29 protein-coding genes are annotated in these 24,410 nt (G+C 37.4%); all 29 read left to right on the forward strand.

Features of this window, described 5'->3' with window-relative positions; all coding sequences use genetic code 11:
- Window positions 1-51 precede the first annotated feature (51 nt).
- Entirely contained in the window at window positions 52-1,029 is a 978-nt protein-coding gene (gene flgG, locus ACIQZG_RS03270; protein WP_402753736.1) for a flagellar basal body rod protein FlgG, read from the forward strand.
- An 85-nt stretch (window positions 1,030-1,114) separates the two neighbouring features.
- On the forward strand, window positions 1,115-1,336 hold the full coding sequence (locus ACIQZG_RS03275; RefSeq protein ID WP_053584333.1) for a flagellar FlbD family protein: 222 nt from the start codon (window positions 1,115-1,117) through the stop codon (window positions 1,334-1,336).
- On the forward strand, window positions 1,326-1,751 hold the full coding sequence (gene fliL, locus ACIQZG_RS03280; protein ID WP_402753737.1) for a flagellar basal body-associated protein FliL: 426 nt from the start codon (window positions 1,326-1,328) through the stop codon (window positions 1,749-1,751). The genes ACIQZG_RS03275 and fliL overlap by 11 nt, the downstream gene beginning before the upstream one ends.
- A 32-nt stretch (window positions 1,752-1,783) precedes the next feature.
- Window positions 1,784-2,779, forward strand: a complete 996-nt coding sequence (gene fliM / locus ACIQZG_RS03285; protein ID WP_402753738.1) for a flagellar motor switch protein FliM — start codon at window positions 1,784-1,786, stop codon at window positions 2,777-2,779.
- Window positions 2,772-3,983: a flagellar motor switch phosphatase FliY gene (gene fliY, locus ACIQZG_RS03290; RefSeq protein WP_402753739.1), complete on the forward strand. Its 1,212-nt coding sequence runs from the start codon at window positions 2,772-2,774 to the stop codon at window positions 3,981-3,983. Before fliM ends, fliY begins: the two co-directional genes overlap by 8 nt.
- Before the next feature lie 21 nt (window positions 3,984-4,004).
- Complete coding sequence (locus ACIQZG_RS03295; protein WP_402753740.1) at window positions 4,005-4,367, forward strand: response regulator; 363 nt, start codon at window positions 4,005-4,007, stop codon at window positions 4,365-4,367.
- Between the two features lie 10 nt (window positions 4,368-4,377).
- Window positions 4,378-5,049: a flagellar biosynthetic protein FliO gene (locus ACIQZG_RS03300; RefSeq protein ID WP_402753741.1), complete on the forward strand. Its 672-nt coding sequence runs from the start codon at window positions 4,378-4,380 to the stop codon at window positions 5,047-5,049.
- Window positions 5,049-5,714 (forward strand): flagellar type III secretion system pore protein FliP, encoded by a 666-nt coding sequence (fliP, locus tag ACIQZG_RS03305; RefSeq protein WP_402753742.1) that lies wholly within the window; start codon window positions 5,049-5,051, stop codon window positions 5,712-5,714. Before ACIQZG_RS03300 ends, fliP begins: the two co-directional genes overlap by 1 nt.
- Before the next feature lie 13 nt (window positions 5,715-5,727).
- Complete coding sequence (fliQ, locus tag ACIQZG_RS03310; protein WP_024362021.1) at window positions 5,728-5,997, forward strand: flagellar biosynthesis protein FliQ; 270 nt, start codon at window positions 5,728-5,730, stop codon at window positions 5,995-5,997.
- 4 nt (window positions 5,998-6,001) lie between these two features.
- Window positions 6,002-6,778, forward strand: a complete 777-nt coding sequence (gene fliR, locus ACIQZG_RS03315) for a flagellar biosynthetic protein FliR (protein WP_402753743.1) — start codon at window positions 6,002-6,004, stop codon at window positions 6,776-6,778.
- 1 nt (window position 6,779) lies between these two features.
- Window positions 6,780-7,868, forward strand: a complete 1,089-nt coding sequence (gene flhB / locus ACIQZG_RS03320; RefSeq protein WP_402753744.1) for a flagellar biosynthesis protein FlhB — start codon at window positions 6,780-6,782, stop codon at window positions 7,866-7,868.
- 24 nt (window positions 7,869-7,892) lie between these two features.
- Window positions 7,893-9,926, forward strand: coding sequence for a flagellar biosynthesis protein FlhA (gene flhA, locus ACIQZG_RS03325; protein WP_402753745.1), 2,034 nt, complete (start codon window positions 7,893-7,895; stop codon window positions 9,924-9,926).
- Complete coding sequence (gene flhF / locus ACIQZG_RS03330; RefSeq protein WP_402753746.1) at window positions 9,923-11,113, forward strand: flagellar biosynthesis GTPase FlhF; 1,191 nt, start codon at window positions 9,923-9,925, stop codon at window positions 11,111-11,113. Before flhA ends, flhF begins: the two co-directional genes overlap by 4 nt.
- The gene (locus tag ACIQZG_RS03335) at window positions 11,110-11,985 is read left to right on the forward strand and encodes a MinD/ParA family protein (protein WP_402753747.1); all 876 of its coding nucleotides are present in this window, start codon (window positions 11,110-11,112) and stop codon (window positions 11,983-11,985) included. Before flhF ends, ACIQZG_RS03335 begins: the two co-directional genes overlap by 4 nt.
- Window positions 11,986-13,119 (forward strand): protein-glutamate methylesterase/protein-glutamine glutaminase, encoded by a 1,134-nt coding sequence (locus tag ACIQZG_RS03340; RefSeq protein ID WP_402753748.1) that lies wholly within the window; start codon window positions 11,986-11,988, stop codon window positions 13,117-13,119.
- A gap of 15 nt (window positions 13,120-13,134) precedes the next feature.
- The gene (locus ACIQZG_RS03345) at window positions 13,135-15,186 is read left to right on the forward strand and encodes a chemotaxis protein CheW (protein WP_402753749.1); all 2,052 of its coding nucleotides are present in this window, start codon (window positions 13,135-13,137) and stop codon (window positions 15,184-15,186) included.
- 27 nt (window positions 15,187-15,213) lie between these two features.
- Entirely contained in the window at window positions 15,214-15,660 is a 447-nt protein-coding gene (locus ACIQZG_RS03350; RefSeq protein ID WP_402753750.1) for a chemotaxis protein CheW, read from the forward strand.
- Between the two features lie 9 nt (window positions 15,661-15,669).
- Window positions 15,670-16,302 (forward strand): chemotaxis protein CheC, encoded by a 633-nt coding sequence (locus ACIQZG_RS03355; RefSeq protein WP_402753751.1) that lies wholly within the window; start codon window positions 15,670-15,672, stop codon window positions 16,300-16,302.
- A gap of 4 nt (window positions 16,303-16,306) precedes the next feature.
- Window positions 16,307-16,804 carry a chemotaxis protein CheD gene (locus ACIQZG_RS03360; RefSeq protein ID WP_402753752.1) on the forward strand — a complete coding sequence of 166 codons (498 nt, stop codon included), beginning with the start codon at window positions 16,307-16,309 and terminating at the stop codon, window positions 16,802-16,804.
- A 62-nt stretch (window positions 16,805-16,866) separates the two neighbouring features.
- Window positions 16,867-17,175, forward strand: coding sequence for a hypothetical protein (locus ACIQZG_RS03365; RefSeq protein WP_402753753.1), 309 nt, complete (start codon window positions 16,867-16,869; stop codon window positions 17,173-17,175).
- Window positions 17,176-17,337: 162 nt separating this feature from the next.
- Window positions 17,338-18,108, forward strand: coding sequence for a FliA/WhiG family RNA polymerase sigma factor (locus ACIQZG_RS03370; RefSeq protein ID WP_402753754.1), 771 nt, complete (start codon window positions 17,338-17,340; stop codon window positions 18,106-18,108).
- A gap of 37 nt (window positions 18,109-18,145) precedes the next feature.
- Window positions 18,146-18,454, forward strand: coding sequence for an RNA polymerase subunit sigma (locus ACIQZG_RS03375; protein ID WP_402753755.1), 309 nt, complete (start codon window positions 18,146-18,148; stop codon window positions 18,452-18,454).
- A gap of 9 nt (window positions 18,455-18,463) precedes the next feature.
- Window positions 18,464-19,051 carry a hypothetical protein gene (locus tag ACIQZG_RS03380; RefSeq protein WP_402753756.1) on the forward strand — a complete coding sequence of 196 codons (588 nt, stop codon included), beginning with the start codon at window positions 18,464-18,466 and terminating at the stop codon, window positions 19,049-19,051.
- Window positions 19,052-19,209: 158 nt separating this feature from the next.
- Entirely contained in the window at window positions 19,210-19,929 is a 720-nt protein-coding gene (rpsB, locus tag ACIQZG_RS03385) for a 30S ribosomal protein S2 (protein ID WP_053584313.1), read from the forward strand.
- 108 nt (window positions 19,930-20,037) lie between these two features.
- Window positions 20,038-20,925 (forward strand): translation elongation factor Ts, encoded by an 888-nt coding sequence (tsf, locus tag ACIQZG_RS03390; protein ID WP_402753757.1) that lies wholly within the window; start codon window positions 20,038-20,040, stop codon window positions 20,923-20,925.
- A gap of 357 nt (window positions 20,926-21,282) precedes the next feature.
- Entirely contained in the window at window positions 21,283-22,008 is a 726-nt protein-coding gene (gene pyrH, locus ACIQZG_RS03395; RefSeq protein ID WP_402753758.1) for a UMP kinase, read from the forward strand.
- Window positions 22,008-22,565, forward strand: a complete 558-nt coding sequence (frr, locus tag ACIQZG_RS03400) for a ribosome recycling factor (RefSeq protein ID WP_402753759.1) — start codon at window positions 22,008-22,010, stop codon at window positions 22,563-22,565. Before pyrH ends, frr begins: the two co-directional genes overlap by 1 nt.
- Before the next feature lie 212 nt (window positions 22,566-22,777).
- Window positions 22,778-23,572 carry an undecaprenyl pyrophosphate synthase gene (locus tag ACIQZG_RS03405; RefSeq protein ID WP_402753760.1) on the forward strand — a complete coding sequence of 265 codons (795 nt, stop codon included), beginning with the start codon at window positions 22,778-22,780 and terminating at the stop codon, window positions 23,570-23,572.
- Window positions 23,569-24,369: a phosphatidate cytidylyltransferase gene (locus ACIQZG_RS03410; RefSeq protein ID WP_402753761.1), complete on the forward strand. Its 801-nt coding sequence runs from the start codon at window positions 23,569-23,571 to the stop codon at window positions 24,367-24,369. The genes ACIQZG_RS03405 and ACIQZG_RS03410 overlap by 4 nt, the downstream gene beginning before the upstream one ends.
- Window positions 24,370-24,410: the final 41 nt, after the last annotated feature.

Genomic DNA, 24,410 nt, shown 5'->3' on the forward strand with positions numbered 1-24,410 from the left:
CTGATTGATTGAAGCACACGTATTTAAAAATCGAAGGGAGAACAATAACTTATGTTACGTTCTATGTATTCAGGAATTTCAGGAATGAAAAACTTCCAAACAAAGCTTGACGTTATCGGTAACAATATTGCTAATGTCAATACACATGGATTTAAAAAAGGTCGTGTTATGTTCAAAGATTTAATTTCTCAATCGCAATCGGGTGCCTCTTCACCGACAGCTACTCGAGGCGGTGTAAATGCAAAGCAGGTTGGACTTGGCTCGCAACTTGCAGCAATTGACACGATTCACACTGGTGGTTCAATGCAATCGACCGGAAGTGTACTTGACTTAGCTATTAACGGCGATGGTTACTTCATGCTTGGTGACGCGACTGGGCTGCCAGATCCTGATACGGGTTTCATTGACTCTGATGATCCAGCTTTCAATAATATTCTTTTCTCTCGTGCAGGAAACTTTTATATGGATAAAAACGGTTATTTAGTAAACGCAGATGGGAAATATTTAGTCGGTGTTAGTGCTGGAGAAGATATTGTGATAGGGAAAGATGATACTGGTGTTCATCCTGAAGACGACGCACCAATCGCCTCTGGAGAAGAGGGTGCAAACTTATTTGATGAAGATGGCGTATTAGCACCTGAGGATGGCGAAGTGGGACCAATCCGTATTCCGACCACTGCAAAAGAAATGCAGATTGGTCAAGATGGTACTGTAACGTACACAGATTTAAACGGTCAATTACAATGGGCTGGTCAACTAATAATGGCGAAATTCCCGAATGCCGGTGGTCTTCAGAAAGTTGGTAGTAACTACTTCCAACAAACATCGAACTCTGGTGATGCTTACGCACAAGTTGGTACTGTAGCTGGTATGGGGTCAATAAATTCTGGTTACTTGGAAATGTCTAACGTTGACCTTTCTGAAGAGTTCACAGAAATGATCGTTGCGCAACGTGGCTTCCAATCAAATACACGTATTATCACAACATCAGATGAAATTCTTCAAGAATTAGTAAACTTAAAACGATAATTTCTTTAGTGTAACATAGTACATCAAATTCAATATATGAGGGAGGGTCGGGCCGGCTCTCAAGCATAGACCCGGCCCTATTTCAATGATTGAACTAACACGTTTAAATGGCAAAGCATTCACTTTGAATGCTTTATACATAGAAACCGTCGAGTCTTTTCCAGATACAACAATTACGTTGACGACGGGAACAAAAATCATTGTTTTACAGAGTGAAGATGAGGTGCGACAAAAGGTATCAGCCTTTTATAAAAATATACAAGTACTATCAAACCCGCATCTACGAGGTGATGAAGATGAAGAATAATAAACTGTTAACGATTTTGCTTATTGTACTAGTGTTGATTACACTAGTAGGGGTAGTCCTTTTTGTTTTGTTCACGCAATTCAACAAACCGACATCACTTGAACCATCTATTGATAAAGTTTTAGAGGCTTCAGTTGATGTTCCGGAAATTACGACAAACCTTTCCGATAATAAAGTTGTGCGTTTTTCGCTGAAAATCACAACATCGAGTAAGGAAGCAGCGGAGGAGTTAACAAAACGTAACTTCCAAACGAACAACATCGTTATTGAAGAACTTTCAGAAATGACGCAAGAGGATTTAGAGGGTAAGCAAGGAAAGCAAATGTTTAAAAAGACATTAAAAACAAAATTAAATGAATTGATGCAAGAGGGAGAAGTTCAGGAGATTTATTATAACACCTTTGTTAATTCATAAAAACAGAAACAGCTTGAAATGGAGGTGGGCAAATGGCAGGAGATGTGTTATCCCAATCCGAGATAGATGCGCTTCTTTCCGCAATATCGACTGGAGAAATGTCAGCGGATGACATTAAAAAAGAAGACGAAGTTCGCAAGGTTAAAGTATATGACTTTAAACGAGCACTTCGCTTCTCAAAAGATCAAATCCGAAGTTTGACCCGAATACACGAAAACTTTGCACGATTACTGACTACTTTTTTCTCAGCGCAGCTAAGAAGTTATGTACAAATTACTGTAGCATCAGTAGACCAAATACCATTTGAAGAGTTTGTACGTTCGATTCCGAATATGACACTCATCAATGTGTTTGAAGTACCACCACTTGATGGTAATATATTAATGGAAATTAATCCAAATATCGCGTACTCAATGCTAGACCGTTTAATGGGCGGTAGTGGGGCGAGTCATAGTAATGTTGATAACTTAACAGAAATCGAAACGAAGATTATGACAAACCTTTTTGAACGCTCATTCGATAACTTACGCGAGGCATGGGAAAATGTTGCTGAGATCGATCCGATTTTAGTTGAACTTGAGGTTAATCCTCAGTTCTTACAAATGATTTCTCCGAATGAAACTGTTGTCGTTATTTCACTAAATACGATAATTGGAGAGACAAGTGGTATGATCAATATTTGTATACCGCATGTTGTTTTGGAGCCAATTGTACCAAATCTTTCAGTGCGTTACTGGATGCAAACTAATACAAAAGAAATGTCTCCAGAACAAACGAAAATGCTTGAAAAACGTGTTAAACAAGCACAATTACCGTTGTCGGTGGAACTTGGGATTACAGATATTACGATTGAAGATTTCCTCTTAATGCAAATTGGGGATGTCATACAGTTAGATCAAAAAATTGCAGATCCACTTATGTTAAGAGTAGGTACTTTGCCGAAATTCACAGTTCAACCAGGTAAACAAGGTAAAAAATTAGCAATCCAGATTATCGACCCTTTGAAAGGAGGAGACGAAGATGAGTGATGAAATGCTCTCCCAAGAAGAAATTGAGGCTTTATTAAGGGGCGAGACGTTGGAAGATAAAAATGACACCAATGAAGCTTCTTCAAACGATGAAAATGATGATATAAGAGTGGAGGACTACCTAGATTCGTTCGCACAAGATGCGTTGGGTGAGGTAGGGAATATTTCTTTTGGTAGCTCAGCTACGGCACTTTCTGCGTTGTTAGGTCAGAAAGTAGATATTACAACTCCCAGTATCTCAATGATTAACCGCAACAAATTAGAGGAAGAATTTCCTCATCCATATGTAGCTGTACAAGTGGAATATACGATTGGATTAACGGGAATGAATTTACTCGTTATTAAACAATCAGATGCTGCAATTATTGCAGATTTAATGTTAGGTGGGGATGGATTAAATCCAAAGCCAGACCTAGGTGAAATTCAGTTAAGTGCTGTACAAGAGGCAATGAATCAAATGATGGGCTCTGCGGCCACTTCAATGTCAACAGTATTTAATAAAAAAGTAGATATTTCTCCACCTTCAATCGATTTAATGAATATTTCTAAAAATGAAGGTCGAGACAATATTCCAGAAGATGATTTACTTGTAAAAGTATCATTCCGCTTAAGAATTGGTAGTTTAATTGATTCTAATTTAATGCAATTATTACCGCTGAAGTTCAGTCAAAATATTGTAAAAGCGCTTTTAGGCGAAGCAGAGGCTATTGAAGAGCCAGTAGCTGCTACTATGTTAGCTACACCTGTGACATCACCGCCACCTGTGGCTCAGCCAGCAGCTCCGGTACAACCTACTTACCAGCAGCAGCCAGCACCACCGGTACAGCAACCGGTATATCAAGAACAACAAACAATCCAGACATCACAGAGAGCAGCACAACCTGTAAATGTTCAACAAGCGCAATTTGCTAGTTTTGATACGAATGTTATTACCGAACCAGAAGCTAGAAATTTAAATATGCTACTTGATATTCCATTACAAGTTACTGTAGAGTTAGGACGTACGAAACGTTCTGTAAAAGAAATTTTAGACCTTTCTAGTGGCTCGATTATTGAATTAGATAAGTTAGCAGGGGAACCTGTTGATATATTAGTTAATAGTAGACTCATTGCAAAGGGTGAAGTTGTTGTAATTGATGAAAACTTTGGTGTGCGTATTACAGATGTTTTAAGTCAAGCAGAACGTTTAAATAATTTAAGATAGTTTCAATTGGAGGAGTTAACCATGTCTAAAAGAATTTTGATTGTAGACGATGCAGCTTTTATGCGCATGATGATCAAGGATATTTTATCGAAGAATGGATTTGAAGTTGTAGGAGAGGCTGCAGATGGTGTACAAGCAGTTGAAAAATACAATGAATTAAAGCCAGACTTAGTAACAATGGATATTACTATGCCTGAAATGGATGGTATCGCTGCATTGAAAGCAATTAAAGGCACTGATCCAAATGCTACTGTTATTATGTGTTCAGCTATGGGGCAACAAGCTATGGTAATCGATGCAATACAAGCTGGAGCAAAAGATTTTATCGTAAAACCTTTCCAAGCGGACCGCGTAATTGAAGCGATTCAAAAAGCACTAGGTTGATAGAATGCAAATGTATAAATCATTTCAATTTGCGATGATTTTTGCATTTCTTGTAACATTTTTGTTTTTATCCCCAATGCAACCTTCTGTTTATGCGAACTCAAATACGAATAGTATCGAGGATTGTTGGGAAAATCCAGAAGCTTGTAAGGATGACACAGAACCAGCTGCTGAGAAAGATCAAGTCGTCTCAGCAGCTGGAGACGTGTCCGCTTGGGAGTACATAAAAATGATTTTGGCACTTATTTTTGTTGTGGCGTTATTTTATGCTTTGATGAAGTTTTTAAATAAGAAAAACTTAAAATATCAGCATAATCAAATGGTACAAAACTTAGGTGGCATATCATTGGGGGCACAAAAATCAGTACAACTTCTACAAGTAGGTAAATCGCTATACATAGTTGGAGTCGGTGAAGATGTCCAGCTATTACGTGAAATCACTGATCCAGAAGAAGTCGAACAGCTATTAGCGCTTTACAATGAACGACAAGAATATGCAGCATCATCACCATATATTGCCGAATTACTATCCAAATTCAAAAAAAATCCTCAAAGTACTTCATCGAATGTTGAAAAAAATCAAGATACATTTGGCGAGTTATTCGAGAAAAATATTACAGCAATTAAACATGAGCGTAGTGAAGAATTAGAGAAATGGAAAAAAAAGGAGAATGATGATTAATGAATGATTTCCTCAACTCTTTTTCGGCTAGTGATCCGACCAATGTCTCTACTTCCGTTAAGCTCGTACTATTATTAACGGTTTTGTCTTTAGCTCCAAGTATATTAATTCTAATGACATCGTTTGCACGTATTGTCATCGTGCTGTCATTTGTGCGAACTGCACTTGCAACACAACAAATGCCGCCTAACCAGGTCATTGTCGGACTTGCATTATTTTTAACATTTTTCATAATGGCCCCTACTTTCCAACAAGTGAATAAAGAAGCTTTACAGCCTTTATTTGCCGAGGAAATCGGTCTTGAGGAAGCTTATGACCGTGCTAGTATGCCATTTAAAGAATTTATGAGTAAGCACACAAGGCAAAAAGATTTAGATTTATTTTTAAAGTATAACCAAGCAGAAAGACCCGCATCTGTGGAAGAGATTCCGCTGACAATGCTTGTACCTGCGTTTGCGTTAAGTGAAATTAAAACAGCGTTCCAAATTGGTTTTATGATTTTCATTCCGTTTTTAGTAATCGATATGATTGTAGCAAGTACATTAATGTCGATGGGGATGATGATGTTACCGCCTGTTATGATTTCATTACCGTTTAAAATTTTACTATTTGTACTTGTAGATGGTTGGTATCTCGTGATGAAATCATTACTACAAAGTTTTTAGGGGATGAGACAATATGACAGGTGAAATGGTTATTTCAATTGCAGAGCGTGCCATAATGATTATCCTTCTAACTAGCGGACCGTTATTATTAGTTGCTTTAATTTCAGGTCTTGCGGTTAGTATTTTCCAAGCGACAACCTCAATCCAAGAGCAAACACTAGCGTTTGTCCCAAAAATTGTAGCTGTTTTAGTCGCTATTGTATTTTTTGGCCCTTGGATGTTATCACAAGTAACGAGCTATGCGAGAGATATTTTTGAGAATTTAACGCGTTATATAGGGTGAATAGATGAATGAATTAATCCCACAAATAACGGTTTTCTTATTAGTACTTGTACGTGTAACAGCCTTTTTTGTCACTGTACCTTTTTTCTCGTACAGAACAATTCCACAGCAAGTACGAATAACTCTCGCATTCGTTTTAGCTTGGATGATGTACTACACGATTGATATTGAACCATTTATTTTTAATGGCGATTACATACTTTTAATCTTAAAAGAAGCACTTATTGGGCTTTTGCTAGGGCTGATTGGTTATATTATTATGTCCGCGATACAAATTGCAGGTAGCTTTATCGATTTCCAAATGGGTTTTGCGATTGCAAACATTATTGACCCTCAAACAGGGGCTCAAAGTCCATTAATTGGTCAATTTTTCAACACATTATCCCTATTGTTTTTACTAGCAATTGATGGCCATCATATGATTTTAGATGGAATTTATTATAGTTATCAGTTTTTGCCGATGAATCAAGGTTTTCCTAATTTCGCAAATGACGATTATATTCAATTTGTTATAACCACATTTACAGCTGTTTTTGCCATCGCATTTCAAATGGCAGCTCCTGTAGTAGCCACTTTGTTTTTAGTGGATCTAGCTTTGGGAATTACCGCAAAAACGGTACCGCAATTAAATATTTTTGTTGTCGGTTTTCCAATTAAAATAAGTGTTAGTTTTTTAATATTGTTTACGATGATGGCTGTCATGATACAAGTAATACAAAAGCTTATAACTATAATGATTTATGCTATGCGGGATTTAATGGCAATTTTAGGTGGTGGATAAGATGTTGCTACTACTAGATTTAGATTTGCAATTCTTTGCTGGTGAAAAAACTGAAAAAGCGACTCCCAAAAAACGTCAGGATGCTCGAAAAAAGGGACAAGTCATTAAGAGTCAGGACATCTCGAGTGCAATTGTCATGCTCATGGTTTTTATCTTTTTATTGTTTTTCGCTAGCACATTCAGTGACAATTTATTGTCTTTCTTTAAAGAAACATTTATTCATAATATGCATGTTGAGACAATCACGATTGATAGTGTGATGAAATTATTTACTGAAATGCTTGTGGAGATGGCGTTTATTATTATACCGATAATGGCGATTGCCTTTGTAGGTGCACTAGCCGCTAACTATTTGCAGTTTGGTTTCCTATTCACAACGGAACCAATGAAGTTTGATTTAAAGAAAATGGATCCGATTAAAGGGTTAAAAAAAATATTTTCAGTGAAAGCCATAGTGGAGCTTTTGAAATCCACATTAAAAATCACCTTTATAGGTGGCGTTACGACCATCATTATTTGGACAAACCTTCATGAAGTGTTAGCTTTATCATTTAAAAGTCCATTGGAGACACTTGTAACTGTAGGGAAATTGGTAGCTATTATGGGTATCGCTGCTTCGCTCGTGTTATTATGTGTGTCGTTATTAGACTGGATCTATCAAAAATATGATTATGAAAAAAATCTTAAAATGTCAAAACAAGACATTAAAGATGAATATAAAAATAGTGAAGGGGATCCGCTGATTAAATCCAAAATCAAACAGCGTCAGCGTGAAATGGCAATGCGCCGTATGATGTCGGAGATACCGAATGCGGACGTTGTCATTACGAACCCGACTCACTATGCGATTGCGCTTAAATATGATGAAGACAGTATGGAAGCACCTCGCATTGTTGCAAAAGGTACAGACTTTGTCGCTCAGAAAATTAAGCTAATCGCAAAAGAGCATGATGTGATAATGGTTGAAAATAGACCATTAGCGCGTGCGATGTATGACCAAGTGGAAATTGGTGATCAAGTGCCAGATGAATTTTTCAAAGCAGTAGCCGAAATACTCGCTTATGTATATCGTATTAAGCGAAAAATTTAAAACCTTTAAGTAGGAGGGACACAAATGAAAGTTCGCGATATAGGGGTTTTAGGTGCGGTTATTTTAATCGTAGCGATGCTCATCATCCCTCTTCCTACGTGGATGTTAAGTTTCCTCATTGTTATCAATATTACACTAGCGTTGATCGTATTGTTAACCACAATGAGTATGAAGGAAGCATTAGATTTTTCTATTTTCCCATCAGTAATTTTACTGTTAACATTGTTCCGACTCGGACTGAGTGTTTCAACTACCCGTGCCATTTTAGCAAATGGTGACGCAGGTTCAGTTGTAGAAACCTTTGGCGATTTCGTAGTAGGAGGGAATATTCTTGTTGGTCTGGTTGTATTCTTAATTCTTGTCTTAATCCAGTTTATCGTTATTACAAAAGGTGCGGAACGTGTCGCTGAGGTAGCAGCGCGTTTTACACTCGATGCAATGCCAGGTAAACAAATGAGTATCGATGCAGATCTAAATGCAGGGGTAATATCAGAACGTGAAGCTCGTGAGCGTCGCGAAAAGGTTTCCGGGGAAGCGGACTTTTATGGCGCGATGGATGGTGCAACCAAGTTTGTAAAAGGTGACGCCATCGCTTCTATGGTCATGGTTATTATCAACTTATTATTTGGGATTATTATAGGGGTTGTGCAAATGGGTCTACCGTTCGGTGAAGCGGCGACACATTTCTCTAAACTAACCGTTGGAGATGGGATTGTATCACAAATACCTGCACTACTAATTTCAACGGCAACAGGTATTGTTGTAACACGTGCATCTTCTAAAGGTAGTCTTGGCGAAGATATTATGGGGCAACTCTTTGCACAAGCAAAGTTACTCTATGTTGCAGGTGGTACAATTATTTTACTTGGTTTATTTACACCAATTCCGAATTGGATTACGCTACCGATTGGTTTAACGTTAATCGCTGGTGCGTATAGAATGGAACGTAAGAAGCCGGAGGATGAAGAAGAATTACTTGAAATTGAGGAAGAAGTGGCAACAGACGGTATGAAGAGCCCTGAAAATGTCGTGAATTTATTAAATGTAGACCCGATTGAATTTGAATTTGGTTATGGTTTAATTCCTTTAGTAGATGCTGCACAAGGTGGGGATTTACTTGACCGTGTTGTTATGATTCGTCGTCAATTAGCACTAGAGTTAGGAATCGTTATACCTGTTGTGAGAATTCGCGATAATATTCAGCTTCAACCAAATGAATATCGTATAAAAATTAAAGGAAATGAATTAGCAAGAGGCGAGCTTTTACTTGATCACTATTTAGCGATGAGTCCAGGAGACGATGATTCGATTGAAGGGATCGATACTGTCGAACCATCATTTGGCTTACCGGCAAAATGGATTACAGAGCAGGTTAAAGAAGACGCAGAAATGCTTGGTTATACTGTAGTAGATCCACCAAGTGTTGTTTCAACACACTTAACTGAAATGATTCGCGCAAATGCGTACGAATTATTAGGTCGTCAAGAAACAAAGCAATTAATCGATCATTTACGAGAGTCACATCCGATTTTAGTCGAAGAGTTAACACCAACTCCGTTAACAACTGGTGAAATTCAAAAAGTATTGGCAAAATTATTACGAGAAAGTGTATCAGTACGTAACTTACCAATTATCTTTGAAACATTAGCCGACTATGCAAAACTGACGAGTGATACAGATATTTTGACTGAGTATGTGCGTCAAGCGTTAGCACGCCAAATTACAGCGCAGTATAATGGAGACAGCTCTTCGTTGAAAGTAATTACAGTTTCAGGTAAAGTTGAGAAAACAATTGCTGATAGTATTCAACAAACTGACCATGGTAATTATTTAGCAATGGATCCTCAAGATTCACAAATGATTTTAGAGTCGATTGCTGCTGAAGTGGAACGAGTATCATTTATGGAACAGTCTGCCATCGTACTTTGTTCACCAGCTGTACGTATGTATTTACGTCAGTTGATAGAACGTTATTTCCCACAAATACCAGTGTTATCTTATAATGAATTGGATGCTGCAATTGAAATTCAAAGTGTCGGAGTGGTGAACGTAGATTGAAGACAAAAAAATATAATGCATCTTCCATACCTGAAGCAATGAAGCTTGTACGTGCAGATTTAGGCGAGGACGCAGTTATTTTAAATTCAAAAGTGGTTGTAACAAAGAAGTTTTTCGGACTTATTAAACAGAAAAGCTTTGAAGTTATAGCAGGGATTGATCGCATGGAGCCTAGCTTTTCGGCTCCAGTGGCAGCCCCACCTGCATTTAAAGTGAAAGATAATGCGCAATTACAAGAAATCACGAATGCAATGCAAGCAAAAATTCAGCAGAACCATAGTGAGCAAGAGCAAGTAAAGCTAGATAACACAGGAATTTCTAACGAATTGAAAAAAGAAATTGCAGATTTAAAATCTTTAATGCAATCAATGCATAAAAAGACTACTCAAGCTCAATACCCGGATGAACTCTTACCCTTCATTGAATATTTGAAGAAACAAGAGCTAAGTGAGGAGCTCATCACAACGATTGGTGATGAGCTTTTTGTGCATTTTAAAGAAGCCTCAGAGATAAATTTCTCACAATGTAAGCTCATTTCGAAAAATGTATTGCGTAAAAAGTTCGAGTCATTACCGATTAGTGGATTATCGTATGAGCGTAAATATATTAATGTCTTAGGTCCAACAGGTGTTGGGAAAACGACAACAATCGCAAAAATGGCTGCTAGAGCTGTGCTAGAAAAAAAGAAAAAAATAGGTTTTATTACGACAGATACTTATCGTATTGCAGCAATTGAGCAATTAAAAACATATGCAGGATTACTACAAGCACCTGTTGAAATAGTTTATAACGCAACAGACTATGAAAATGCCATTCAAAAACTATCACATTTAGATTTAGTATTTATTGATACTGCAGGTCGAAACTACAAAGAAGTGAAGTATGTCGATGATTTGCAGCGTCTTATAAAGTTCGATGAAGATGCAGAGTCTTTTTTAGTGCTTTCCATGACTGCTAAAGAGAAAGACATGTCAACTATTATCGATCAATTTGAGCAATTACCAATTGAAAAGTTCATTTTCACTAAAATTGATGAAACAAATTCTATTGGCGCAATGATTAATTTAATGATTAAATATAATAAAGGACTTGCTTACTATACGAATGGTCAAGAAGTACCAGAAGATATTGAAGAAGCTGATTTAGAAGCAGTACTTAATTTGTTTTTCCAAGGTGAAGAAAAATGAGAGACCAAGCAGAATCATTGCGCTTGAAGATGTTGAAAAACCAAGGCAGTTTAGGGAAATCGATTGCGGTTGTAAGCGGTAAAGGTGGTGTCGGAAAAAGTAATTTTTCTATTAATTTTGCAACGATGTTAGCAAGAAAAGGAAAAAAAGTTGTCCTTGTAGATATGGATATTGGTATGGGCAATATACATATTTTAATTGGAAAAAGTGTTTCTTATAGTTTGAGGGATTACTTACAAGGCAATAGATTACTAGATGAAGTGATATTCGAGGGTCCATCAGGTTTACAGTACATATCTGGAGGGTCAGGTATGTCAACCTTATTGGAATGGTCGGATGAAATGTTCGAACGCCTTATTTATGCTTTTGAAGAGCTCCAAAAAAACTTTGATTATATTTTATTTGATATGGGTGCTGGAATAGCAAATTGGTCGTTAGATTTACTAGTATCAGTAGATGAAATTGTTGTCATTTCTACAGCAGAACCGACGTCCATTACGGATGCTTATTCTATGATGAAATATATTCATCTAAAGGACCCAGATAAACAATTTTACATTTTATGTAATAGGTCTTTTTCAAAAGAAGAAGGTCTTGAAACACTTAATCGTCTAAAGTTAACGATGAAAAGTTTCCTAGGTAAAGATGTGATTGTATTAGGTTCTTTACCAGAGGATCCAGTTGTTCGAAAAGCTGTTCGTGAACAGGTGCCATTTTCGATTTCTTATCCAGATGCATTAATAACGAAGACACTACAGCTAATTGTAGCTCGCTTTCTTGAGCAGCATGTAGAAGAGATTCATGCACATGAGCAAGCATCGAGTAAGTTCTTATCTAAACTTAAAAGTATTTTTTCGAAAGGGCGTGATTAATTGGAATTCTCATGTAAAAGCAAGCTTTTAGTTGTGGATGATTCTGCTTTTATGAGAAAGCTAATTAGTGACTTTTTTGTTGGAAACTCGAAGGTTGAAGTAGTTGGTACGGCTCGAAATGGTAAAGATGCTTTGATGAAAATTCAAAAATTACAACCAAATGTCGTAACAATGGATATTGAAATGCCAGAATTGAATGGACTAGAGGCATTAAACGAAATTATGTCAATTTGTCCAGTGCCTGTCGTAATGCTTTCAAGTACAACGCAGAGCGGGGCTGAAAATGCGATAAAGGCAATTGAATATGGGGCAGTTGATTTTGTCACAAAACCTAGCGGAACGATTTCTCTCGATTTGTATAAAATCCAAGAGGAACTTGTTCGTAAAGTTGAGCAGGCAGCATTAGTGCCTATCTCTAAATTGAAAAAACCTTCTGAAAAAAGACAACAAGAACCGATACTTATTAGTAATAATAATAGAAAAAAAGAATTCTTCACCGAAGCGAGAAGTACGCCTATTGTTGAAGTGAAGAAGCAAAAAGTTGATTGGAACCGTACAAGTAAAAAACTTGTACTTATTGGTACATCAACAGGGGGGCCTCGTGCTTTACAAACAGTGATTACGAAGATTCCTCGAAATATTCAAGCACCGATATTAATTGTGCAACATATGCCTGCTGGTTTTACAAAGTCATTAGCTATTCGATTAGATCAGTTGAGTGAAATTGATGTTAAAGAAGCTGAGCAAGGGGATATTTTACAAAACGGTGTTGCGTATATTGCACCTGGAGGGTACCATTTGAAGTTGAAAAAAATAGGTACTTCTTATGGAATTGTTCTTGATAATAAAGAGTTGCCGAGGTCAGGGCATCGTCCATCAGTAGATGTGATGTTCGAAGAGGCAAGCCAGTTTAAAGATTTTGATAAAATAGCTGTCATTATGACTGGTATGGGTAATGACGGTTCAAAAGGGTTAAAAGCTTTAAAAAGGTCTGGAAATGTAATGGCTATTGCAGAATCAGCTGAAACTTGCATAGTGTATGGTATGCCGAAAGCTGCGGTGGAAACGCAACTTGTCGATGAAGTAGCTGATATAGAAGATATTGCACAAACTATAATGAAATATTTGCCTTAAAAGGGGTGTCCTCTTATGGAAGTCAATCAATATTTAGAGATGTTTATCGAAGAGAGTAAAGAGCATTTGCAAGCTTGTAGTGAACATTTATTAGAATTAGAAAAAAATCCTGATGATTTAACAATTGTCGGAGAGATTTTCCGATCAGCACATACACTAAAAGGCATGTCGGCAACAATGGGCTTTGAGGATACAGCTGATTTAACACATAAAATGGAGAATGTGTTAGATGCAATCCGTAATGAAAAAATTCATGTAACACCAGAGATTCTAGATGTTGTATTTGAATCTGTAGATCATTTAGAAGAAATGGTGATGGATATTGCAAGTGGTGGTGACGGGAAGCGAGATGTTTCTGCTACTGTTGCAAAATTAAAACTTATTGAATCTGGAGAGTCTGTAGTTGCTGAGGTTGCTGCTACAGCAGAAAAAGAAGTATTTGTTGCAAGTACGCTTGAATACGATAGCTTTGAACAAACTGTTATTACACAATCTTTTGAACAAGATTTTAATGCGCTCGAAATTACTGTCCGCTTACGAGAAGATTGTTTATTAAAAGCTGCGCGTGTATTCATGGTCTTTGAAATTCTAGAGAAGGACGGAGATGTCATTAAATCTTCTCCGACCGTTGAAAAATTAGAGGATGAACAATTCGATCAACAGTTCCATGTAGCGTATGTAACGAAAGAATCTGCAGAAGATATGCAGAAAAAACTTCTGAAAGTATCTGAAGTCGAAGAAGTAATAGTAGTACCGTTAACGGCTGAACAATTTAAATATTCAGAGCGCGAAGAGGCGACAGTAGAAGCTGAAGTTGTTGATGTAAAAGAAGAAAGTTCGGTAGTCCCATCTGCACCTACGCCTAAGCCTGCTAAAACACCTGAGAAAGCTCCAACTGCTAAAACGGCAGCTGTTGGTAATAAAACTATCCGTGTAAATATTGAACGTCTTGATATTTTAATGAACTTATTTGAAGAACTTGTAATTGATCGTGGGCGTTTACAATCGATTGCCACAGAAGTTAATCACAATGAGCTGAATGAAACAGTTGAACGAATGAGCCGTGTAATGGGTGATTTACAAACTATTATTTTAACAATGCGCATGGTACCGGTGGAAACAGTATTCAATCGATTCCCGAAAATGATTCGTCAGCTGTCTCGTGATTTAAATAAAAAAATCAATTTGGAGATTATTGGGGCTGAAACAGAGCTCGATCGTACAGTTATCGATGAAATTGGTGATCCGCTTGTTCACTTAATCCGAAATTCTGTTGACCATGGTATTGAAAATCCTGCAGCACGTTTAGCTAAAGGTAAGCCGGAAGATGGGACAGTTGTTCTTCGTGCCTACCATAGTGGGAACTACGTCTTTATTGAAATTGAAGATGATGGCGCAGGTATTAATCGAGATAGAGTACTAGCAAAAGCGATTTCAAAAGGTGTTGTGACACAAGAACAATCGCTAGTTATGTCGGATAAACAAATTAATGAGCTGATTTTAGCTTCTGGCTTCTCGACGGCTGACGTTATATCCGATGTATCGGGCCGTGGTGTTGGTCTAGACGTTGTGAAAACAACAATTGAATCATTGGGTGGTAATATCTCAATTGAATCTACTCAAGATGTAGGCTCTATTTTCTCTATTCAATTACCTTTAACACTATCGATTATTTCTGTCATGTTAGTAGAAATTGAAAAAGAAATTTACGCAATTCCATTATCATCAATTATTGAAACATCAATCATTCGCTCTTCAGAAATTATGAATGCTCATAACCAAAAAGTAATTGATTTCCGTGGTAAAGTTGTACCACTTGTATTTTTGGAGGAAATCTTTGAGGTGCCGAGAAAACAGGAGCAGGATGAAGAATTCCGCTCTGTGGTCATTGTTCGTAAAGGCGAAAAGCTTGCTGGTTTAGTTGTCGATTCATTCATTGGCCAACAAGAAATTGTATTGAAATCATTAGGGAATTATTTAACAAATATCTTTGCAATTTCAGGTGCGACAATTTTAGGTAATGGGAAGGTAGCATTAATCGTAGATTGCAATGCACTGATAAAATAAGGTGAATGAATAAGAGAGGTGTTAACCATGACAAACGTAATTGAACAAGAAAGTATTAAAGTAATTGTGTTTCAATTAGCAGATAAGGAATATGCGATTCCAGTGTCACATGTACAAGGAATTGAAAAGTTAATGCATATTACACGCGTACCGAAAACTGAGAAGTATGTAAAAGGTGTTATTAACCTGCGTGGTGTTGTTACTCCGATTGTTGATTTACGAGAACGTTTTGAACTACCGATCTCTGAAAACGAAGAAACAACGCGTATCATTATTATTTCTTTAGAAGATATGGAAGTTGGCTTTGTTGTAGATTCAGCGAATGATGTGTTAGACATTACAGCAAATTCTATTGAGCCACAACCAGAAGTAGTCGGCTCACTAGGTGAAGAATTTATTTCAGGTGTGGCGAAATTAGATAATCGATTATTGATTTTACTGCATTTAGAGAAAGTATTAAATCCACTAAAGTAGGGATGATATATGGCATATAATCAGAAGATTACATCGCTACATTTAGACGTATTAAAAGAAATCGGAAATATTGGTGCTGCACATGCTGCAACAGCACTTTCCGATTTACTCGGTAAGAAAATCGATATGCGTGTCCCTAAGGTAGAAATGGTGTCGTTTAATGACATGATGGAACTTGCTGGGGGATCTGAAAACGTCGTTGTCGGTATTTTCTTGCGTATCGAGGGTGATGCGGAAGGTAGTATGTTCTTTATTTTACCAATCGAACAAGCAAATCGTTTTATTCGGCGTCTAATTCAAGATGAGTCGTTTGACTTTAAAAAACCACCAGTTTCTGAATTAGGTTTATCGGCGATGCAAGAAATGGGTAATATTTTGTCAGGTTCATATTTATCAGCGTTGTCGGATTTTACAAATTTAAAAATCTACCCAACAGTGCCAGGTTTAAGTGTAGATATGTTTGGTGCAATTATTAGTATTGGCTTAATCGAATTATCACATGTAAGTGATAATGTCATCGTAATTAACACATCCATTTTAGAAGACGGGGTTGAGGATCATGAGACAGTAAGGGGGCACTTTTTCTTATTGCCTGATCCGGACTCATTTGAAGCTATTTTTAAAGCATTAGGAGTTTCATAGTGATATGTTAAATAGCGGACAAGTTATAAAGGTTGGAATTGCACAAATGGATGTAGCAAAATTGCCGAACACGATCCGGACGTCTGGTCTTGGATCCTGTGTAGGTGTTATTTTATACGATGAGTCAAAAAAAATTGCAGGTTTAATACATGTCATGCTACCAGATTCTAAACTAGGAAGAGCAGAGTCAATTAATGTTGCAAAATTTGCTGATACAGGTATTTCCGCAATGATCGATTTATTGAAACTTGAAGGTGTTCAAAAATTTAAACTGAAGGCAAAGATTGCTGGAGGTGCACAAATGTTTCAATTTACATCAGATAAGAATTCAATGCGGATTGGTCCTCGCAATGTTGAGGCAGTCAAACAAGAATTGAAGAGAAATGCTATTCCTTTAATTGCTGAAGATACGGGTGGCAGCAGTGGTAGAACAATTGAATTTGATCCTATGACATCGAAATTACATATTCGAACGGTCAACCAAGGAGTGAGTGAAATATAATGTTTGGTTCTATTTTTTACAACCTATGGGCGGCACTTTTGGCATTTTCAGTTTATTTTTTTATGACTTTTCAAAGTTCCTATTCGCCAGTTCGAATTTTAATAGGCTCGTTTGTATCGGCTATTCTTGTATTTTTAGTTATGTTTCTTGTACGTTATCTTGTGTCGTATATTCTATATACACCTGATAGAGAAGAGAATCTAATTGAAAATGAACTTGATGAAGCAGTACAAGATGAGGATAGTCTTGAAAATAATCAAGAAAAGAAAGCTGCGAATTCAACAGTTGAATTCCAAGATGAAAACACAGAAGAGATAGCGCAAGTTGTTCGCACAATGATGCATCGCGATGAAGAACAAGTGAATTCATGAAAATTTTGGGTTGTCTCAATTACCTTTTGAGACGACCTGTTTTTATGTGGACACATTTGATGGTAATTCCTAAATATTCTCTATGGTAAGTTATGAAATTACCATCGAATTTTGGTACAATATAGGGAAGAATAGCATCGGTTTATAAGAGAGGTGGATTTCATGACACAATTAATTCTAAACGATGAACAAAAACTCTGGAGTAAGTGGATTAATGACCGTGATCCAGATGCAGGTGACTTACTCATTAAAAAGTATACTTCTCTTGTGTCTTATCACGTACAAAGAATTGGTGCTGGGTTACCTAAGAATGTTTCGAGAGATGATTTAATGAGCTTAGGCATGCTAGGTTTATTTGATGCGCTCAATAAATTTGATATTAATCGTGATTTGAAATTTGATACGTATGCATCTTTTCGAGTAAGAGGTGCAATTATTGATGGTCTACGGAAAGAGGATTGGCTTCCGCGGTCTGCAAGGGAAAAGGCCAAAAAACTAGATGCTCAAATTGAACATTTGGAACAAAAATATATGCGTCATGTGACACCTGAAGAACTTGCTGAACATATGGAATTGCCAGTTGATGAAGTCTATCAAACTGTACAGGAACATTTTTTTTCAAATGTACTTTCTATCAATGAGCAACAGGATCAAGAGGAAGCTGAAGGAAAGGCATTTGTCATTCGAGATGATGCTACAAAGACACCTGAACATGTTGTTATGAAGTCTGAGCTACTCGGCGATTTAGCTGCCAATATTCAAAAATTAAATGATAAAGAGCAACTCGTATTAAGCTTATTTTATACAGAAGAAATGACACTAACTGAAATAGGGGAATTGTTAGAACTGTCAACTTCTCGTATCTCTCAAATTCACTCAAAGGCGTTATTAAAGTTACGAAAGCTATTAGCCACTGAAATGATTAATAGTTAAGTTTTGAATCAGTCAGTGCACTAGGGGAGGGATTTTTGTGAGTTTAAAGGGTGTAGAGTTACAAATTGCTATTCCAAAAACGTTTGAAGCAGGTAAGATGGCTGATCAGGCCCAGCAACAAGCTTTAGCTCAACAGGCAAATGCGAATGAGGCATTGAAAAAGGAAATAGAGCGTAAGCAGAAAATTGTGAATACCTCAGAAGCTACGGATGAAATTAGTGAAGAAGAAGAAGCGGGTACTGAGTATATAAATGGTACTCGGAAAAAGAAAAAGAATAGTGACGAAAAACCAGAGAAGCAAGCTCAGCATCCGTTTAAAGGGAATTTCGTGGACTTTAGTGGATAGGAGTGCAACATGACAACCATATTAATCGTAGTGCTATTTGTATTACAACTTCTGTCATTTTATGCCATTGTTATTTTGAATACAAAGCTTGCTAAGTTCCAAGATTTAGAGAAAAAGCAAGAGCGTTTAATGCGTGAAATGGATGACACAATCAGTCTATATTTGACGGAGATGAAGGATGAAAATAATCGTCTCATTAGCGAATTGCAGACGGTGCCCAAACCTCAGTCTATTGTTGCGGCACATCCTATCATGCAAGAAGAACAGCATATAGAATTAGAGGCACAACAAGCAACAGTTGAAAGATCCTCTAAAGAGGAAAGTAAGACTAATTTTGAAGTAGAACAGCGCGTCTTTGTTCCGAAAAATATCGCGGTAAATGCCTATAGTCGCCAACAAAATGCATCCAATAATACAGTAAATCAAAGCGCTCCTGTAGCGATTCAAGAGGCAGTGATTGAAGAAACTCAAAAAGAGCTTACATTAGAGGAGCAAGTGATAAAGTTGTCGAAACAAGGGCAAACTATAGAGGAAATTGCTAAGCAACTTCAAAAAGGAAAGACGGAAATCGAGCTTTTATTGAAATTTCATAGCTAAAATAGTTGCGGATATGCATGTCCTATGTTATATTTGCAAATGGTGTTATCAATACACACGTATTTTGATGTAGTAAGTGGTGCTCTGATAGTCAGGGTAGCTTGTTGCAGATGATAAATACGGAGGAAAAAAACCAAACATTCTAGGAGGAAATTCACATGTCAGTAATTTCTATGAAACAATTACTTGAAGCTGGTGTACACTTCGGTCACCAAACTCGTCGTTGGAACCCAAAAATGAAGAAATTTATCTTCGTTGAGCGTAACGGGATCTACATCATCGACTTACAAAAAACTGTTAAAAAATTAGAGGAAGCTTACGACTTCATGCGTCAAGTTGGTCAAGACGGTGGTAAAGTTCTTTTCGTTGGTACGAAAAAACAAGCACAAGAAGCGATCAAAGACGAAGCTGAACGTTCAGGCAACTACTACATCAACCAACGTTGGTTAGGTGGTACTCTAACAAACTTCGGTACTATTCAAAAACGTGTAGCACGTATGAAAGCTATCGAAAAAATGGAAGAAGAAGGAACTTTCGAAGTTCTTCCTAAAAAAGAAGTAATCCAACTTAAAAAAGAACACGAACGTCTAGTTAAATTCTTAGGCGGTATCCGTGATATGCACAATCTTCCAGACGTTATGTTCGTGGTTGACCCACGTAAAGAACGTATCGCTGTTGCTGAAGCTCGCAAATTAAACATCCCTCTAGTAGGTATTGTTGATACAAACTGTGATCCAGATGAAATCGACTACGTAATCCCTGCAAATGACGATGCTATCCGCGCTGTTAAACTTTTAACTGCTAAAATGGCTGACGCATTAATTGAGTCAAAACAAGGTGAAGAAGAAGCTCCTGCAACTGAAGCAGCTGCTGAGTAATTCACGTTTACAAAAAGGTGATAAGTGGATCAAACCCCTTATCACCTTTTTTAGAACTTATATCTAACAATTTAATTTATTTTCAACCAACTAAGGAGGAAACACTAAATGGCAAACATTACTGCACAATTAGTAAAAGAATTACGTGAAAAAACTGGCGCTGGTATGATGGATTGTAAAAAAGCGTTAGTACAAACAGAAGGTGACATCGAAGCTGCAATCGACTTCTTACGTGAAAAGGGTCTTTCATCAGCTGCTAAGAAATCTGACCGTATCGCTGCTGAAGGTACAACTTACATTTTAGCTCAAGGTAACGAAGCAATTTTACTTGAAGTAAATGCTGAAACTGACTTCGTAGCAAAAAACGATAAATTCGTAGTATTAGTTGAAGAACTTGCTGCACAATTACTAGCTGCTAAACCAGCAACTGTTGAAGCGGCTCTTGAGCTTGAAAATGCAGAAGGCGTAAAAATCGTTGACCAAATCTCAACTGCTGTTGCGACAATTGGTGAAAAAATCAGCCTACGTCGTTTTGAAATAAAAACAAAAACTGATGCAGACGCATTCGGTTCTTACCTACACATGGGTGGACGTATTGGTGTATTAGTAGTTCTTGAAGGTTCTACTGATGAAGCTGCTGCAAAAGACGTAGCTATGCACATCGCTGCTATTAACCCAACTTACGTTTCTCGTGACGAAGTTTCTGCTGATGAAGTTGAAAAAGAGCGCAAAGTGTTAACTGAACAAGCTCTTAACGAGGGCAAACCAGAAAACATCGTAGCGAAAATGGTAGAAGGCCGTCTTGGTAAATACTTCGAAGACGTTTGCTTACTTGACCAAACTTTCGTTAAAAACCCAGATCAAAAAGTACGTACTTTCGTAGAAGCTACTGGTGGTAAAGTAACTGGATTCGTACGTTACGCTGTTGGTGAAGGTATCGAAAAACGTGAAGATAACTTCGCTGAAGAAGTTATGAACCAAGTTAAAGGTAACTAATACGCCTAATCAAATAATTTCTAGATAAAAATGGGGAACACAACATAGCGTGTTCCCTATTTTTCAGGAAAAGAATATAGTTGTGCTCGAATTGTCTATACTAGCAATTATTGGATTTTCACCAAAAGGTGGAGTTTGCTTTTAAATAAAGCGTTTGTTGATTGGAGTGGAGCTAGCGTGACTCCTTGAGGATCAGCGTAACAGGTAAGACCCTGGATCGAGTGAATCCCCCCTCGGAAAGCACGCTGGCGCAACGGAAATCAACCACTAGTTTCGGTGATGAACCCAATTGTTGTTATATAGAATATAAATATAGAGTAGTAATGCTTTTAAATAAATGTCTGACGGAGGTTTGCAATGAGTGTGCCACAATATAAACGAGTAGTCATAAAATTAAGTGGTGAAGCGTTGGCTGGTGAGGCTGGCTTTGGTTTATCACCAAAAATTATCAAGTCTGTTGCAGAAGAAGTGAAAGAAGTAGTGGATCTTGATGTAGAAGTTGCTGTTGTTGTAGGTGGCGGTAACATTTGGCGTGGAAAAATCGGTAGTGAAATGGGCATGGACCGTGCGGCAGCGGACTATATGGGCATGCTAGCAACAGTTATGAATTCTCTAGCATTACAAGATGCTCTTGAAAAATTAGGGATTGAAACAAGAGTTCAATCTTCTATCGTGATGACGCAAGTTGCAGAACCATATATTCGCCGTAAAGCAGTGCGTCATTTAGAGAAAAAACGTGTTGTGATTTTTGCAGCAGGGACAGGTAACCCATTCTTCTCTACAGATACAACTGCGGCATTACGTGCAGCTGAAATCGATGCAGACGCTATTTTAATGGCAAAAAATAATGTGGATGGTGTCTATTCTGCAGACCCACGAGTGGATGCAGCTGCTGTGAAGTATGACACACTCACATACTTAGACGTTATTCAACAAGGTTTGCAAGTAATGGATTCAACAGCTTCAACTTTATGTATGGATAATGATATTCCGTTAATTGTTTTCTCTATTACAGAGGAAGGTAATATTAAACGTGCCGTTCAAGGCGAAAAAATTGGAACCGTTGTTAGGAGGAACTTATAATGGCTAAACAAGTAATTGAACAAGCTAAGGATAAAATGAATAAATCAATTGCTGCTTTTTCTCGTGAATTAGCATCAATCCGTGCAGGCCGTGCAAACGCGTCTCTTTTAGATCGTATCACTGTAGATTATTATGGTGCACCAACTCCAATTAACCAACTTGGAGGCGTTTCTGTACCAGAAGCACGTCTTCTTGTTATTACACCTTATGACAAAACAATTCTAGGTGAGATCGAAAAAGCAATTATGAAGTCAGATATCGGCATTACGCCAACAAATGACGGTAGTGTAATTCGTTTAATGATTCCTGCTTTGACAGAAGAACGTCGTAAAGACCTTGTTAAACAAGTGAAAAAAGAAGCGGAAGATGCAAAAATCGCTGTACGTAATGTACGTCGTGATGCAAATGACGATCTAAAGAAACTTGAAAAAGCTGGCGAAATCACAGAAGATGGTTTACGTGGGTATAATGAAGATATTCAAAAGTTAACAGATGAGTTCATCGTGAAAGTAGATCAAGTAACGAAAGAGAAAGAAAAAGAAATTTTAGACGTGTAAGCTGACGCTCTACAATTCTATGATGGAACTTTTTGATGAGATGAAGGCGTCCTATATATTACAGGACGTCTTTTCTTTTTTTATACTACTTGTTTGTTCTAATTGACAGGGTAAACACATAGTCAATTTAAAGGGAAAAAAAAGACAAGAAGGCATTATGTTTGTTATTATAAGTAAGTATACGTCCGATTAGTTGTAGTGGGGGAGTTAGTATGTTTAAAAAGCTATTAGGAAAACAAATAAATATAGAAACACTATCATTGGAGGAACGCGTTGCTCTTTCTAAAAGCGAGCCAATTCCTGCCCATGTAGCGATTATAATGGACGGAAACGGACGTTGGGCAAAAAAACGTGCGATGCCACGTGTTGCTGGGCATCACGAAGGTATGAAGACAGTACGCAAGGTGACAAGATTTGCATCTGACCTTGGCATTAAAGTGCTAACGGTTTATGCGTTCTCGACAGAAAACTGGAAACGACCAAAAGCGGAGGTCGATTTTTTAATGCGTCTGCCGGGGGAGTTTTTAGGCTCGTTCTTACCGGAAATGATGGAACGCAATGTACGGGTTGAAATGATTGGTGATCCAACACTGCTTCCAAAGCATACACAAACTGCATTATTCGAGGCAATGGAAGAAACAAAACATAATACAGGTCTCATTTTAAATTTCGCTTTAAATTACGGTAGTCGTTCCGAAATGGTGAGTGCCATGAAAAAAATTATACAAAAAGTACAGGATGGACAGTTGCTAATTGATGAAATTGATGAAGCGTGTATGACTTCACATCTAATGACTGCTCATTTACCTGAACCAGACTTATTAATTCGTACAAGCGGTGAAGTTAGACTGAGTAACTTTATGTTATGGCAACTTGCCTATACTGAATTTTGGTTTACAGACACGTTGTGGCCAGATTTTAGTGAGGTAACTTTATTGACAGCGATTGAAAACTATCAAAAACGTAATCGTCGTTATGGTGGGTTGAAGGGAGAAGAAACAACTTGAAACAACGAATCATTACAGCCATTGTTGCAGCAGCACTTTTTATCCCGTTTGTTATTTACGGGGAAGTGCCATTTACATTATTAGTAGTGGCTATGGCTGTAGTAGGCTTTTATGAAATATTGAAAATGAAGGGTATTTCGATTTTTTCTATACCTGGTGTGATTGGGTTACTGACATTAGGGTTACTTGTAATCCCGAAAGATTGGGCAGATGAAGTAGTAAAAGTTATTGGTTATTCTTCGGGCTTAATGGTCGTATATGGCTTGATGATTTTATTGCTGATATATGTCGTGCTCGTAAAGAATAAAATTACCTTTGATGAAGTAGGCTTTATATTACTAGGTGCTTTTTACGTTGGTATGGGCTTCCATTACTTAATTGAGACACGTAATAATGGTTTAGAGTATGTTGTCTATTGCTTATTAGTCGTGTGGACAACGGATTCTGGTGCTTATTTTGTTGGTCGTAAATTTGGAAAGAACAAGCTATGGCCTGAAATTTCACCAAAGAAAACGGTGGAAGGTTTTGTCGGTGGAATTGTGATTGCTGTGATTTTCGCAGTTGGTATGCAAATGATTTATCCATTTATGAACAGTTATGTTTCACTGATTTTCATTACGATATTTGCTTCAGTCATTGGACAAATGGGCGATTTAGTTGAATCGGCGATTAAACGTCATTATGGAGTGAAAGATTCAGGAACTATTTTACCAGGGCATGGCGGGATATTAGATCGCTTCGATAGTTTATTATTCGTTGTGCCATTGCTACATTTTTTACATCTTTTCGGTAATTAAGAAAAGTGCTAAAGCGTCAGCTTACGAGGACTGCGTTTTAG

Origin of the sequence: Lysinibacillus sp. NPDC096418 (assembly GCF_044762775.1) — a bacterium.
In the GTDB taxonomy this organism is placed as follows: Bacteria; Bacillota; Bacilli; order Bacillales_A; family Planococcaceae; genus Lysinibacillus.

Excerpts from the sequence above, each read along its gene's own strand:
- flgG (WP_402753736.1), top strand. The coding sequence starts at position 52 with ATGTTACGTTCTATGTATTCAGGAATTTCAGGAATGAAAAACTTCCAA.
- ACIQZG_RS03275 (WP_053584333.1), top strand. The coding sequence starts at position 1,115 with ATGATTGAACTAACACGTTTAAATGGCAAAGCATTCACTTTGAATGCT.
- fliL (WP_402753737.1), top strand. The coding sequence starts at position 1,326 with ATGAAGAATAATAAACTGTTAACGATTTTGCTTATTGTACTAGTGTTG.
- fliM (WP_402753738.1), top strand. The coding sequence starts at position 1,784 with ATGGCAGGAGATGTGTTATCCCAATCCGAGATAGATGCGCTTCTTTCC.
- fliY (WP_402753739.1), top strand. The coding sequence starts at position 2,772 with ATGAGTGATGAAATGCTCTCCCAAGAAGAAATTGAGGCTTTATTAAGG.
- ACIQZG_RS03295 (WP_402753740.1), top strand. The coding sequence starts at position 4,005 with ATGTCTAAAAGAATTTTGATTGTAGACGATGCAGCTTTTATGCGCATG.
- ACIQZG_RS03300 (WP_402753741.1), top strand. The coding sequence starts at position 4,378 with ATGTATAAATCATTTCAATTTGCGATGATTTTTGCATTTCTTGTAACA.
- fliP (WP_402753742.1), top strand. The coding sequence starts at position 5,049 with ATGAATGATTTCCTCAACTCTTTTTCGGCTAGTGATCCGACCAATGTC.
- fliQ (WP_024362021.1), top strand. The coding sequence starts at position 5,728 with ATGACAGGTGAAATGGTTATTTCAATTGCAGAGCGTGCCATAATGATT.
- fliR (WP_402753743.1), top strand. The coding sequence starts at position 6,002 with ATGAATGAATTAATCCCACAAATAACGGTTTTCTTATTAGTACTTGTA.
- flhB (WP_402753744.1), top strand. The coding sequence starts at position 6,780 with ATGTTGCTACTACTAGATTTAGATTTGCAATTCTTTGCTGGTGAAAAA.
- flhA (WP_402753745.1), top strand. The coding sequence starts at position 7,893 with ATGAAAGTTCGCGATATAGGGGTTTTAGGTGCGGTTATTTTAATCGTA.
- ACIQZG_RS03335 (WP_402753747.1), top strand. The coding sequence starts at position 11,110 with ATGAGAGACCAAGCAGAATCATTGCGCTTGAAGATGTTGAAAAACCAA.
- ACIQZG_RS03345 (WP_402753749.1), top strand. The coding sequence starts at position 13,135 with ATGGAAGTCAATCAATATTTAGAGATGTTTATCGAAGAGAGTAAAGAG.
- ACIQZG_RS03350 (WP_402753750.1), top strand. The coding sequence starts at position 15,214 with ATGACAAACGTAATTGAACAAGAAAGTATTAAAGTAATTGTGTTTCAA.
- ACIQZG_RS03355 (WP_402753751.1), top strand. The coding sequence starts at position 15,670 with ATGGCATATAATCAGAAGATTACATCGCTACATTTAGACGTATTAAAA.
- ACIQZG_RS03360 (WP_402753752.1), top strand. The coding sequence starts at position 16,307 with ATGTTAAATAGCGGACAAGTTATAAAGGTTGGAATTGCACAAATGGAT.
- ACIQZG_RS03365 (WP_402753753.1), top strand. The coding sequence starts at position 16,867 with ATGACTTTTCAAAGTTCCTATTCGCCAGTTCGAATTTTAATAGGCTCG.
- ACIQZG_RS03370 (WP_402753754.1), top strand. The coding sequence starts at position 17,338 with ATGACACAATTAATTCTAAACGATGAACAAAAACTCTGGAGTAAGTGG.
- ACIQZG_RS03380 (WP_402753756.1), top strand. The coding sequence starts at position 18,464 with ATGACAACCATATTAATCGTAGTGCTATTTGTATTACAACTTCTGTCA.
- rpsB (WP_053584313.1), top strand. The coding sequence starts at position 19,210 with ATGTCAGTAATTTCTATGAAACAATTACTTGAAGCTGGTGTACACTTC.
- tsf (WP_402753757.1), top strand. The coding sequence starts at position 20,038 with ATGGCAAACATTACTGCACAATTAGTAAAAGAATTACGTGAAAAAACT.
- pyrH (WP_402753758.1), top strand. The coding sequence starts at position 21,283 with ATGAGTGTGCCACAATATAAACGAGTAGTCATAAAATTAAGTGGTGAA.
- frr (WP_402753759.1), top strand. The coding sequence starts at position 22,008 with ATGGCTAAACAAGTAATTGAACAAGCTAAGGATAAAATGAATAAATCA.
- ACIQZG_RS03405 (WP_402753760.1), top strand. The coding sequence starts at position 22,778 with ATGTTTAAAAAGCTATTAGGAAAACAAATAAATATAGAAACACTATCA.